Raw genomic sequence first — 13,227 nt, forward strand, 5'->3', positions numbered from 1 at the left:
ACATGATTTCCCGCTCTAAATCCACACGAGGTTCCGTAAAGTAGCTTGGCAATTCCAAACATGTATTCACCAATGAAAGAACTAGTAGGAGAAAAGAGTGATGAAAGATTCTCTCAATTGCCAGCCGAATTTAAGGATTAGTTTTCGTAATTCAGTATCTAAGATCCTTTTTTTGATATTGGTAGTTCTTTCTAATTCCCCAAATTTAAGCGCCGATTCGACGTATTCCAAGGTCATCGCCGACAGTTGGCTAAATCTTAGAGAAAGGCCTGAGTTAAATAGTTCCGTAATAATATTTTTACCGAAGGGGATGAGAGTAAAATTATTCGGGCAAAGAGACAAAGCGGAAGTCATTAACGGAAAAATGGGGAGATGGGCGGAAGTGGAATGGATCGGAAATCGAGGATGGGTTTTTGACGCTTACTTGGAAAAAGTAAATGAAGACGATCGACTTGCCGGCTATTTGCAATACCTAAAAACCTTAGCAAAAGGAGAACTATCGTCCGTCAAGAAGGCGGAAGAAAAATTCATTTCGACGTTCGACAACAATTCCAAAGATGCGGAAAATGCATTTAGATCGTTTACATTTTTTTTAAATTTGCAACGAGAAGAAATCAATTCCAAATTAAGAGAAAAACTGCGCCAAAATTACGGCCTATATAATACGGAATTAATAAACGAACTCAAATCTTCCGGCTTGACCGTCGAATACTGCGAAGGTGATTCGAATCTAATCGAATACTACGATTACTACACTCGGCTATTGTCAAAGTATTCATTCGAATTCAAAGAGTATCTATTACTTCTATCTAAAGTCGGCAATCCTTATGCCTGCGACGGAGCGCTCCTTATTTCCCGGGAGGAAATGAGGAGGAGAATAAGCTTGATTGAGGAGTTTACGAAAAATCACGAAACGATTCCTGACAAAAGAAATGTCGAGGAAATTCTAAAGGCATATATGAACGATTATTCAAACGGATCGGACAATACTCCCGTTTGCGATTTTCGGAACAATACGCTTCTCTCCGAGATTCGAAGTAGTTTTAAAAAATTCCTGAAGGAAAATAAATCTTCCTCCTACCATCCGTTTATGGAAAAATTATATTCTATGTACGAAAAAAATAACTTCAAGTGCAGCCAGGAGATTAAAAACTATAGTTTTACTTTTTTTTATCCGAGTGATCGAAAATAGAAGATGGGAAACTTATCCGGCCCATCCTAGTTAAGCGTTCCTTAACAAACCGAACCAAAAATCGTTCGCGTCCCCCCCCTTCACTTCGTAGGCGATCACTCTGCTACGGGCTTCGCTTTCAGAGGACAGAAGACTGAGGACAGACGCGTTCGCTTCGCTCGCGCTAGACAGAAGCTGCTATATATGGGAAAAGTTGCAGAAGTAGAGGAAAGATCCTCTATAACACAGGAATCTTTCTCCAGAACATGGAAACCTTGCTCACCAATATTCTGTCTTCCGTCCTCTGCATGGGAGCTCCAACATAATTCGTTTTTAAAAAAATTGTTGTCAGGGTAATAGAAATAATTTCTGTCCTCTGTCCTCTGTCCTCTGTTAGCGAAAGAATAACCGAGTAATATCGCGCGAGCATCTGTTAACATGTCCGATCAAATCCTGAGCCGAATATCCGGCTTCTATCATGAGATTCGCCTGCCTTTCGAACACCTCTTCCACTCTCTTTTCCTCCAGACGATCACAGATCGCCTTAAAAGCCTTCGCATTCATTCGATTTAACAAAAAGCGATTCGCAGAAATAATTATGGAAGAGAATCGAGGGTTGCGGAAATCCTGCCCGAAATCCTCTAATTCGATATTGAATAAATCGTACTGAGTCGCCGGAATCCAACTGAACCAAAGAAAAACCAAAAACCCTAAAGCCGCTAAAGGAAGTTGATATATCTCCCAAAAAGGTAAGATAATAACGAATAAGGAAGAAACGCAACAACCGAGTAAAATGCCGGTAAACATATAGATGGAATGGAGCCTGACCAAGTAACCACCGGTGATCATGGTATAAACGATCACAAATAAGCAAGCGATCGCGGATACGTAAAGATATCCGCAAGCAATGTAAAAAAACAATCCCTCTCTAAAGTATTCGGACTTACCGTCAAACGCCATAGGCCAAGTATAACCTTCGAAAGCGAGCCAGGAGAACAAAAGAAGCATACTCAGATGCAATACTAGAACGTAGGGAGGGAGAGGTGTCGGTTCGTACGGCTTTGTATAGTTCAAGGTAATGTAATTTAAGAGTAAGGGAGTAAACAGTATCGGAATTGGAACAACGGGAACGATAAACGATCGAAGCGTAGAATCGAGTGAAACCGTGCTTAGATACAAAAAAAGAGACCAAAGGGAAAAAGCAAACGATAGGCAAATGAACGCTTTGCAAATCGCATTCTTGCAGGAACGCTTATAAAAGAACAGCGCCGAAGCGAATAAAAGAAGAAATAATAGTAACGTCATAAAAATTCTATACTCGATCTAAATCCATTCTTTATCGATTATCCCCGAGGATCAAAGGATGCTTATGGTCGAAAGTTAGGGCTTTTTCCATAGGCACCAATTCCGTTTTCGGACTGTCAATTTCCCGTTTTAGGAAGTTAATTTCCGATTTCATTCGGGACGATTGGTCTTTCCGTTCCTGAATCTGCGATCTTAACCAAACAATCCGATTTTTTAAATGCCTGACCTTAAGCAGAAGTCCCAAAATAAAATTGCTATTTTTAATGCTCCTCTGTGCCATCGTCTGGCTTGTCTGCATTGAGGCAATGTCCCTAAGCGTTTTCACTTTTTTCAAAGCGGACAAATACGACGATCTTCCCAAAAGCTCTTCAAAATATTCTATGCTGTACCATTTTAAACCGTTCATAGCTTTACTGTACCGATTCGTGAGGAGGTTATTTTTTCCATATTAATGCTTTTCAAAAAAACGAAACGGAGATTCGATCTACAAACACCGGGCCTATCCGGATAGGATGATTCAATTGCCAATTCTCGGATTCCTCATACGGAACTTTTTACGGTTGATCGAATGTCCGCACCTAAAGGTTATCCAAAATAGGATATCCTTTAGGTACCATACTGGTACATTTTAACAAGGTTCAAGAAATTATTTTATCAAAATGACAAAAAAATCAAAAAAACCGAATACGATTGGGGCTCGCCTTCAAATCGCCTTCAACGAACTCGGAATTTCTAGAGAAGAGGCGGCCGAAACCATCGGTACCTCGTTAGCGAGCGTCAATCGTTATCTATGCGATCAGGAACCGATTCCCGAAATCAGAATGGAACTGCTCTTACTTAAAAAAGGAATTTCAAAAACTTATATATTCGAAAATAAAGGAGAACCCAAAGCCGATTGGGAAGAACGGTTATACTTCATCGAAAGAGATAGACAGCTCATTAACAAAATTCGACATGACCAGACCCTATGGGAAATAACTACGAAGTTATCCAAACTCTCGGCAGAAAATCTAAAATTCGTTAGCACGCTCGTATCCAAATTAAAACGCTGAGGATTCTTTAGCCCATAAAAAGATGGGTAACTTTCTTTGCGTATTTCCTAATGTGACTGGAGATGCTTTCTTCTCTGGAGTAAGTGGATTCCAAAAGCATTTCCGCCTGCAAAACGTTCACCTCTTCCATTCTCGCCGTTTCAAATCGGTCGCAGATTTCTTTAAATGCCTTCGGATCCAGCGTATTCAATAAGAATCGATTGATCGCGATGAGAATCGACGAAAATTTAGGATTTCTAAAATCCTTTCCGAAATCGATCAACTCTGTACTAAATAATCTATATTTTGTAACCGGAATCCACGAGAACCAAAGAAACCCAAGCATACCGATCGCACCGAGGGAGTTTAAGTAAATCCCAAGCAAGGGTAAAAACACCACAAAAATCGCCGAAAGAACGGAGGCGAAAAGTATTCCTACAAAGAGATAGAGGGAATGAAGGCGAACGAAGTAATTCCCGAAAAACAAATTATAAGAGATAACCCCTAATACCGCAAAGAGAGAAAAATAAATGTAACCGACTAGGAAATAATAAGCGGTACCGGCTCCGAAGAGGACTTCATTACCTACGAAATAAGCCGGAGAGACGTCTCCTAGTAGGCAAAATATCGAAAGACCGATGACTGCAAGTGACTGAACTGCAGAGAGGATCTTCGGCAGGGAAAGCAAATTATCTGGCCGGGTATAATTGATTACGATATAAGTTGCGAGCGAAGGAACAAACAAGGTTGGAATCGGCGTTACATTCGCGATTAAAATTCGAATCGGGGCCGAAAAATGAACCTGCCCAAGGAATAAGAACAAGCACCACAGGGACAGGCAAAATGTCAATACGGCATAAGCTTTACAAAGATCATTTCGCTCGGACCACTTATAAAACAAGTAAGCCGAAAAAAACAGCAGAATAGAGGAAAGCAGTGCCAAAATAAACTCCCAATTACGTCATTTTTCGATCAAATATTTCTTTCTGCAATTGGATTGGCAAGAAAAACTAATTTTTCTAGCTGAGAATTAGCGATTTCTATGATTTTCCAGAATGAGACATAAAATTTTTGATCTCTGATTACTCCATATCCGGGAAAATAAATCGGTTTTGGAAATTCTTCGGAATCCACCGCTCCATATTTTTCATACACACTCTTGATCACTGCGTTCGACATATCGTACATTCCGAACGCTCTTTTGACCCCTTTCTCCAGCATATGCCTGGCCGCGTACCCGAATAAGCATTTACTAGCTTTCCGAGATTCGAGAGCTCTCGTAAAAATAAACGAATTCAAGTCGGCTACATTCGTATCAAATTGCGCGTAACGCTTCGATTCGTCCTGAATGAATCCCCACTCGAACGGTAAAAGATTCGTATGCTCTTTATACATAATTCTCAGCACCGCCAAAACTTCCCCTCCTCCCGAGGTCGAGAATAAATAATAAGAGTGTCGGTCGTTATAACTATCGAAATCATCGGAGAACCCGACATAACCGTGAGAGATATAGTTTTCTTTAATGAACTTCCGCAAATCGAGTACAAGTTTAGGGAAACTCGAATAATCGATGCAGTAAATTCTGGTTCCGCTTTTTTCGATAGCGTACGGATTTAGTGTTTGAAAGGATTCTTTAATATGTTCCATGCGGAAACAGTAGCATAAGCCTAGGACAAATGGACAATCCGAAAATAAAAGCCGGGTCCATCGCTTAATAATTTGTTTCCATGAAATAGCCCGAATGGATTATGCTAAAAGGAAGAATAGTTTCGCGCCCTTCACGTTGTTCTACCCTTTAGTCGCTCGTTACTCGACGAATCTTCGGTCTCGGATTTCTCCAAGGCAAACTCGTGTAGGAAACCTACAAGAAAGTTTACTCGCTACGTTTCGGGAGATCCTCTATTTTCGGCAATTGAGCGCTTACGGTACCGTTCGTATTTATACGGAATATGCGGAATTAACACTAACTCTAGGCCGATTTAGAGTAGACTGAAACTAATAACTTAACCTGCTCGGAAGCGCGAATCGAATTTGAAAATTCTATCGCTATTAATCCCTTGGTCCCCGCATTCGAAGCAACCGTTTCGACTCGGATGATTTTTCCGGAAATTTTTACGTCCTTAATCGATGACCCGGAAATCAAACACCGAATCGTAGAACCGATTTCGACGCTTTTATAATTCCCGCTATCGACTTGAATGGCAAGTCCCGTATCGGAAATGTCGGAAATATTTCCTACGATGATAACGTTCTTTTGGATAGCTAAGACAAACGGTTCGAAAATGTCCCAAGAATATATTCTTTCGGCCTTTCTGCGCTCTTCGTTCATTTTGAGATCCTTAATCACTCGCACGCTATAAAAATTGGACCCGAGTTTAATTCATCCGAATCGATGATATTTAGCAATCTGCCCAAGTGCAATTTAAAAGCCTGCGCAATTTTAAAAAGGACAAGATCGAAAAACATAAGCGTATCGAGTTAAGATCCGAGATTCGAACGCTACTCGGAAGTCGTTAAACTTAAAGCGAGCAATCGGTCAGAAAGTTGTATCATTTCGTGGAATTCTACACCGATGATGCCCTTCATTCCGCCCGATGTAGCGACCTTATCCTTTCGGACAATGACCCCGGAGAAATTGATATCGTCCATGCATGGCCCGGAAATAATCCCGGAAATCCTAGATCCGATTTCTTGGTTCTGGATAATTTCAAAATCCGATAGAATTGCCATACCGAAATCGGAAATATCGGATAGATTTCCGACAAATGTCTCCTTTCCATTCACCGCTAAAACAAGAAGTTCTAATAACTCTTTTGAAACGAGTCGTTCTCTTCTCCTTCTTTCCTCCATCGTTTTCTACCCCTTTGCGCAAGTTCTTGCACTTACGAATTTATCGGACGGAAGGAGAAGCGATTAGATTTCATCGTATTTTATTAATATTATTAAGTCCATATGCGCGAATGCCTTAGCTTAAAACACCGGAAACGACCGGAAATCACTAGTTTATGGAAAAAAATTGCGGAAATTAGATTAAATAACGTGTGAACCGCTGTTACTTAAGCGCTGCAGTCTTTCGGATGAATTGTTCAGAGGACAGACGCGTTCGCTTACAGAGGAGTAGAGTAGAGATGGGAGTCTGTTAGGCTCCCATCCCCCTCAACGAACCGAACGTGCAGATTTCCCGCATTCGGCTCTTTTAAGAGACTGTACCTCATTGCTTTCGCTTTTTGGTAGAGCTTGGATCTTAATTGAGTTAGTTTTTCCGATAAGCCATCATGATTCAATGGGTTCTTATCTATTTCCGTAGTGAATGTTTCCATCAAGCGGGCTTACTCCTTTAATTTCTAAGCATTCTCTATAAGAACCCCTTCGCTCCCTGGGCATTACCCCAGTTCTTCGCTACTATGAGTTCTTCCGACTTCCTTATTCGCCAAATGTAAATTATTCGTTCTCTACACTTGTTGCATTTAAGCACAAATAAGGATCTCCCAGGTTCCTGGGGTTTCCTTCGAAACGCGCTATCCAACTTTACCCCGAGTATTCCGACAAGTGCATTTGTTCATTTCTACCTTGTCGATTCCAAGCTTCATCATATCAGAGAGACTGGCTAATACCACTTATTTCTGTTACGAGGCTTCAAGCATTGGTTCGCTTTCGCTATGGCTCATTTCTTTGCTACGAGAGGCTTCCTTTGTTCCGTTACCGTTACAAAGGCTCTTTTCGCTACCTGCCGAATGAACAAGGAGCAGGATGGAGGCCTTCCCTCCATTGGAAATCCCAGACTTTGCCTGGCGCACCTGAGGACAGATGCGCTCGCTTTTTCAGAAGACAGAGGTCAGAGGACTGAAGACAGAACATTGGCGAGCCGGGTTTCCATGTTCTGGAGAAAGATTCTTATGGTTGCAGGGGATTTCCCCCTACTTCTGTAACTTTTCAACTTCGAGCAGCTTCAGTCGTCTGTTTTCAGTCCTCAGTCTTCTGGGAGACAGAACATTGGCGAGCCGGGTTTCCATGCTCTAGAGAAAGATTCTTTCGTTATAGAAGATGATCCTCTACCTCCATTACTTTTCCAACGTCTAGCAGCTTCTGTCTAGCGTGAGCAACGCGAACGCGTCTGTCTTCTGTCCTCTGTCCTCTGCTAGCGCGAGGGATGCGACGGGCGCAGTCCAACACGCGAGAGCGGGAGATCAAAGCTAAAAAGACGGAGCGTGTTGGATGAGCGTGACTACGCGAACCCAAAGCAGCCCGGCCCGCCAGGGCGCGCCCATAATCGTTCTTGCATCTTTTCTTATAGCATTTATCCTTATTCTTCGTCGGAGAAGCGACTTATGCAGTAATCCTTATTCTCCGATTGTTTAATCGGTTTTCTATAACGTTAAGAAAGTGGGGAATCCAACCGATTTAGCACGGAAGGAATCGGGTCTCAAGCGCTTGGAATGAAGTAAAAGATCGTTCCGGGAGTGTTTTAGGATTTCGAGCGGGCGCTTAGAATAGTATTCACTCGGCATCGACAAAAAGACGACAGGACAGATCGGCTCGAATAAGAAAATTATTTCCGACGGAAACTGCCATTCCATGCACCATCAACCCAGGTTCGGAGGAAACCGAGGCACAGGATTATCCGAATGACGTAACGGAAGGACCACGTTCACCCTACTCGCTGCATATGCATTTCGGATTATATTCGCCTGTTTACAACAAAATACTGATATATTAATCCCATCGGTATATTACTTTTTATTAAATTAAATAATTTATTTCTGTAATCTCGTTCGGATTCGTCTCGTCTCAAGAATTCATAACGAGGGTTTTTCAATGAAATTACTGATGATAATTCTGAATGTTTGGGTTCTTTGGCTCTACTCCTATAGAGAGTATTCCGTTATCGGAACTTTTAAGTCCTTAGAAGAATGCAAGGCGGCAGCGGCTCCCGATTTGGATAGCATAATGCGCTGGAAAACCGAATGCAAGGAAGCAAAATAAACGCGTGTATTGTTTCGGATGAACTTTGCTAGAGGCTGACATTTCGGTAACATTTCTGTTTTTTCGCACATTTAACGATTCAAAGAAACTCACGAAGGTAAGGGCGTTATCCGATTTCGAAGCTAACGGCTTGAAAGCCTCTTGGAATTTTAATTGTGCGAAACTTTCAGAACGCTATCCATAGTTTCGTAATCGGCAAGGACCGGACAAGGTTTCATTATACATTTTTAATCGTATCGTCGGTACCGGTTGAGACTGTTTTTACGGAAGCGAAATTTTCGGCCTGCTTATCCAAATAGTCGAAGAATTCTTCGTCCAGTTCCGGATCTACCAGATAAACGATTCTTCTCGGATCGGCATTTCTTTCCAGATTAAAGATCGCTCTTCGCCTATCCAATTTCAAACTCTCTTTTTCAAATCCTGAAATCCGAAATTTTCCGTTGTTTATGAATTTTGGAGTTATCGTTCCGATCCGCTCAAGAGCAGGTCGAATCGAATTCTTTTTCGATTCCCTAATTACGCAAACTTCAAAAAAAACCTTTTGATTCGAGTCCTGCGAAGCTACTATTACGTAGTCTCCCACTTTGATAAACGGTTCGTTACCGCAAAGCGAGAGACCGACATGTTCGTAAAAATCCCTTAAAGTTTTTTCGTTATATGCAAAAAAACTATTATTTAGAATTAACTTTAAAGCTTTGACGGGCTCGACCGGACCTCTCCAGGATTGCGCGGTGGTCAGGGAAGCAAATTCCCCCGCAATGGAAAGAATGCCGATGTCTTCGGAAAACAACGAGTTAGTAACGATTCCTTTTATCTGTTTTTTGATATCATTAACGATATAATTCTTTCGATGGTCGGTCTGATATTTTTCCAGATAGGTACGTAATTTATTTACTAGATGCTTCGGTTGCGGGTAATTATTATTTATGCCCTCGCCTTTATGAGGCCTGTGATGATTCAACACGATCGACTTTACGGAATCCTGCAAATCCGGAATATTCGCGATCATAAAGTAGCTGATAATCGGATGATTCTTAATATAATCCAATTCTTCCCCTTTCAAATTGGCATGCGTGGGCATCTTCATTTGAGTATAGCCGATATCGGCCATATAAGAAGCCATCATCAAATTCATCTGCTCGACTTTCTTTATTTCCGAGTCGACTTTCGTGAAAGCTTTTCCCGTTCTAACTTTCATCGCCATTGCGATAACGGTTCTTTTTGTAAGGACTTCCGAATCGACCGGAGCTCCCGCGTTGGACATTACCTCTAGAATATTTATGAGGCCTGTTTCCATATTCGGAGACGATTTAAAATCTTCCAAAATGGAATCGATCGACTTCCCGACATTTCGCACGTGAGCGCCGGTTAAAGGAAATTTCTTGATGTCTTTTAAAAGATCCGTAGCGCCCCGGGACAAATCGATCGACAGCTTTGGATTAATCAACTTTTCAAAGGAAGCGTCCGGCGAAGCGCTTATTCTTCCCCGATCCAGAGCTATTTTGCCTATTTCCGCGGTAAGAAAATAGATCCCCTGCTCTTCGAATTTTTGAAGACGACTGATATCATCTCCGGTTGCCATGTCGCTTTTATGAATTAGAATTTGTCCGTTCTTATTATAAAAATCCACCGGGATGGTCCTATTTTCCCGAAAGGACTGGATTACCTCTTCGGTAAAATCAAATTTTTGTAAATCTTTGGATGAGTCCATCTTTCCGACAAGATTTCCTTTTGGGTCGACGTTTTCTCCTTATTATCTAAGGAGAAAACGTTCAAACTGACAATGGAGTGCAGTCTTACTTTTCAAAAAGACCGCTCACTATACTAGAATTATGTTTAACAATTCTATGTTTTTAGGATGTTATTGATTTCTAAATCGAAGAATTTCAAATTATTGATTTTTCTCATATATCGGATTGATAAATATCAATTGCTTCCGACGGCTAAGAGCGATTTATTTCGCTTCGACGCACTTAGTTCTCCAGCGAGTAAGTCCCGTGGTTTCGGCAGTTATTGCTCCGATGCACTCCTGATTTGTGCTGAACTCTCCCAATTTTACGAGGCCTCTTGGTGAATTGAGCCAAAGTATCCATAGTCCGAATATAACCAAATTAATTTTCATTCCGATTAAAATCTCTCCCTGTCTGATATTCAAGATATTCGAAAGGGAGGATAAAAAATCCGCATTCTGGGTTCAAGAAAATTAATTTTTGTTTTGGGGTGGGGAATAGTCCTCGAGTAACGAATTTACACGTTAGTAGTCATCGAATTGACTTACCGTTGTAAAACGAATTACATTTGGCACAAAAACGGAACGCACCTATTTAGCATAACTTAGAATAAAATCGAAAAGTCGAATTTCAAATGCCGATTCGCAATTCGAGTCCGATGCGATTTGATAATTTATAGATTATTTTCAATTTTATATTGCATCCAAATTCGAATTCTTAAATAAGGGTGAATGCTCATTTTTTATAATTGAAAATCCGAATTTATACGGGGATGAGTTAGAATAATTGAATGCCGCCAATCAGATTTGCTATTTATGCGAAAGCCGAAAAAATAAAACTATCTTTATTGAAAATGAGATCCCGATCGTTCGCTGCTTAATTTGCAACCACGTATTTTCTACCTATAAGCAAGAAGAGCATTTTGAAAACTATTGGGATGCGGAAGAAAGCGAATACGATTTGAATTGGTGGGACACCGCCCATCGAGAAATTTATAAAGATTTTATTACAAGCTTTCTAACCGAACCGAATGGGAAAATTTTAGACGTCGGTTGCGGATTGGGGTTCTTCATTAAGATGCTCCAGGATGAACGGCCCGAATGGGAAGCTTTCGGTTACGAAATATCGAAGAGCGCAGTTAAATTCGCGAGGAAGCGGAACGGACTTAAAAACGTTCGATCCGGTATAGTTCAGGCCAGCGGTTTGCCCAAAGAAAGTTTTGATATTATAACTCTTTGGGACGTTTTAGAGCATATTCCGAAACCTCAAGATTTACTAACGTATTTATTCACATTATTAAAACCAGGCGGTTTTTTATTCATTCAAACTCCGAATTTTCCGGTTCAGCTTCTTAAAGCGAAACTGAAAGTGCTAGTGAAAGGGATGGTGAGCGACGGTCATTATCTCGAAGCCAAAGATCATATAAACGATTATTCGGAAGAAACAATAAAGTTACTTTCCAAACAATGCGGTTTTTCTTCCGTCGATTTTACGATCTTGAAACCGATCGCGGCAGTGTCCGGCTCTAACGCAAAATTAGGAATATTTTTAAAAAAGATTTATTATTTTAGCACATTAGTTTTTTGGCATCTGACTTTTAAAAGACTTAACCTTAATCTTACTTTGTTCGCTTTATTGCGTAAAAATTGATGGATGTCGTCATTTTCCTTATAACAAATGGATTATAGGATATTTCTCGACCAGCGCTTCTTCATTCAATCTTTCTAAATACAATTATCGAGGGCGAAGCTTACTATTTAAAATCTTCGAAACTTTATTTTTCAATCTTAAGTCCTGAATCTGGTAAAACCCCAATCGCTTTTTCCGGATTCTAAAGCGACCTCCCCTGGGTTTCGGATTTCTTTCTTCTTCCCGATTCGTGTTCGACTCTCAGCAATCATGCACTCTTGGTCTTGAGACCGGAAACTAAAAGTCAAGGCAATAGAGCCGTCTTAAAAGGTGCGCTTAAAACGTAGCGAGATACGGGACACGATTTCTGTTCTAAAAAAGTTACTACGAGAATTATTTCCGGCACATCACCTTTCTGCAAAGATTGCTGAAATCACCCAGGGAGAGGGGATAATTGGCGTTCGAAAAACAGAAGAATTAATTAAAGTCTTCTAATGAATTATGCAAACGTAAACTTAAAATCCTAAACCTCTAGAATAGGCAAGTCCGAGGATCGCGATCAGTAAGGAAATAAAAAGGTTACTGCGCCCGAAAAACGAGGCGTATTTTCGGCTCTTAAGCCAAAGTTCCGAATTCAATTGCATTTCTTTAAAAGCGATCGGACCGATGAAAAAATCATGAATGATCGAATTGATTACCAAAAGCAGAAATAAGGTCATTTTAAGGATCAAAATTCTGCCGTGTGAAGACATCCAATAGGATAATTGATAATAAGAAAGGAAATAACCTTTAAAGTAAGCGACAACTATCCCGGACGAAAGAAGAATTATAAATATGTAATACGAAATTCTTCGAAATTGAATCGCGATTTTGAAAAGTAACCGACTCTTTATCGATAAAAACTCGGGATCCCGATAGACCGGTCCAAATACGAACACAAAAAATAACATTCCCCCGACCCAAAAAACCGCGGCAAAGAAGTGAATTAGCAAAAAAAAGAAATAAATGAACAAATTGTACTCGACGGTAAATTAACGATAACTCTTCGGATCAATGATCATCCGGTAAATCTAAACTTCGCTCCGAGCCGTAATCCGCTTAGATCCCCCAAACTATCACGTCTTAGGAACGAATATGGCAGAAATTGACCGACCCACGTAGTAAAAAAGATCCGCCTTCCATAGCACCAATATGCAATCTATAATATTTTTATGAATCATATGAGCAACCTTGATCGATTCCTTTTTTGAAATCCACTCCTTCCCGTTTCTTTCCGAAGGTCCTTAGGATCTGTTTTTCATCGGTTATCGTGCGCTTCTTACGGGATATTTTAAAATGTACTTCCGAATTCAAGTTACCGCGAATCGAATTTTTCGTA

Annotated in this window: 12 protein-coding genes; 4 read left to right on the top strand and 8 right to left on the bottom strand. The window is 40.7% G+C overall.

Annotated elements, in window-relative coordinates; translation table 11 throughout:
* Positions 1-100 precede the first annotated feature (100 nt).
* A complete protein-coding gene (locus LEP1GSC047_RS11110) occupies positions 101-1,192 on the top strand; it encodes an SH3 domain-containing protein (protein ID WP_010417965.1) in 1,092 nt (363 codons plus the stop codon).
* Between the two features lie 372 nt (positions 1,193-1,564).
* Here the strand turns inward: LEP1GSC047_RS11110 and LEP1GSC047_RS11115 are convergent, their stop codons facing one another.
* Positions 1,565-2,476: a histidine kinase N-terminal 7TM domain-containing protein gene (locus tag LEP1GSC047_RS11115; protein WP_010417963.1), complete on the bottom strand. Its 912-nt coding sequence runs from the start codon at positions 2,474-2,476 to the stop codon at positions 1,565-1,567.
* 659 nt (positions 2,477-3,135) lie between these two features.
* Between LEP1GSC047_RS11115 and LEP1GSC047_RS11125 the strand changes: the two genes are divergently transcribed.
* Positions 3,136-3,528, top strand: coding sequence for a hypothetical protein (locus tag LEP1GSC047_RS11125; protein WP_010417958.1), 393 nt, complete (start codon positions 3,136-3,138; stop codon positions 3,526-3,528).
* Between the two features lie 7 nt (positions 3,529-3,535).
* Here the strand turns inward: LEP1GSC047_RS11125 and LEP1GSC047_RS11130 are convergent, their stop codons facing one another.
* From LEP1GSC047_RS11130 to LEP1GSC047_RS11155, 5 genes are all read right to left on the bottom strand, one after another.
* Positions 3,536-4,450 carry a histidine kinase N-terminal 7TM domain-containing protein gene (locus LEP1GSC047_RS11130; RefSeq protein WP_010417955.1) on the bottom strand — a complete coding sequence of 305 codons (915 nt, stop codon included), beginning with the start codon at positions 4,448-4,450 and terminating at the stop codon, positions 3,536-3,538.
* 29 nt (positions 4,451-4,479) lie between these two features.
* Positions 4,480-5,154 (bottom strand): LBL_2463 family protein, encoded by a 675-nt coding sequence (locus LEP1GSC047_RS11135; RefSeq protein WP_010417952.1) that lies wholly within the window; start codon positions 5,152-5,154, stop codon positions 4,480-4,482.
* Between the two features lie 322 nt (positions 5,155-5,476).
* Complete coding sequence (locus LEP1GSC047_RS11145; RefSeq protein WP_010417947.1) at positions 5,477-5,836, bottom strand: PilZ domain-containing protein; 360 nt, start codon at positions 5,834-5,836, stop codon at positions 5,477-5,479.
* Between the two features lie 170 nt (positions 5,837-6,006).
* Positions 6,007-6,357, bottom strand: coding sequence for a PilZ domain-containing protein (locus LEP1GSC047_RS11150; protein ID WP_010417944.1), 351 nt, complete (start codon positions 6,355-6,357; stop codon positions 6,007-6,009).
* A gap of 257 nt (positions 6,358-6,614) precedes the next feature.
* Positions 6,615-6,827, bottom strand: coding sequence for a hypothetical protein (locus LEP1GSC047_RS11155; RefSeq protein WP_010417942.1), 213 nt, complete (start codon positions 6,825-6,827; stop codon positions 6,615-6,617).
* Between the two features lie 1,495 nt (positions 6,828-8,322).
* Between LEP1GSC047_RS11155 and LEP1GSC047_RS21890 the strand changes: the two genes are divergently transcribed.
* A complete protein-coding gene (locus LEP1GSC047_RS21890; protein ID WP_020988592.1) occupies positions 8,323-8,490 on the top strand; it encodes a hypothetical protein in 168 nt (55 codons plus the stop codon).
* Positions 8,491-8,707: 217 nt separating this feature from the next.
* On the opposite strand, the gene LEP1GSC047_RS11170 is transcribed toward LEP1GSC047_RS21890, so the two are convergent.
* Positions 8,708-10,201 carry an HD-GYP domain-containing protein gene (locus LEP1GSC047_RS11170; protein WP_010417938.1) on the bottom strand — a complete coding sequence of 498 codons (1,494 nt, stop codon included), beginning with the start codon at positions 10,199-10,201 and terminating at the stop codon, positions 8,708-8,710.
* Between the two features lie 805 nt (positions 10,202-11,006).
* Here LEP1GSC047_RS11170 and LEP1GSC047_RS11180 point away from each other — a divergent pair.
* Positions 11,007-11,870: a class I SAM-dependent methyltransferase gene (locus LEP1GSC047_RS11180; protein ID WP_010417932.1), complete on the top strand. Its 864-nt coding sequence runs from the start codon at positions 11,007-11,009 to the stop codon at positions 11,868-11,870.
* Positions 11,871-12,364: 494 nt separating this feature from the next.
* Here LEP1GSC047_RS11180 and LEP1GSC047_RS11185 read toward each other — a convergent pair whose 3' ends face one another.
* Entirely contained in the window at positions 12,365-12,799 is a 435-nt protein-coding gene (locus LEP1GSC047_RS11185; protein WP_238325560.1) for a copper resistance protein CopD, read from the bottom strand.
* Positions 12,800-13,227: the final 428 nt, after the last annotated feature.

Source organism: Leptospira inadai serovar Lyme str. 10 (assembly GCF_000243675.2).
Classification (GTDB): Bacteria; Spirochaetota; Leptospiria; order Leptospirales; family Leptospiraceae; genus Leptospira_B; species Leptospira_B inadai.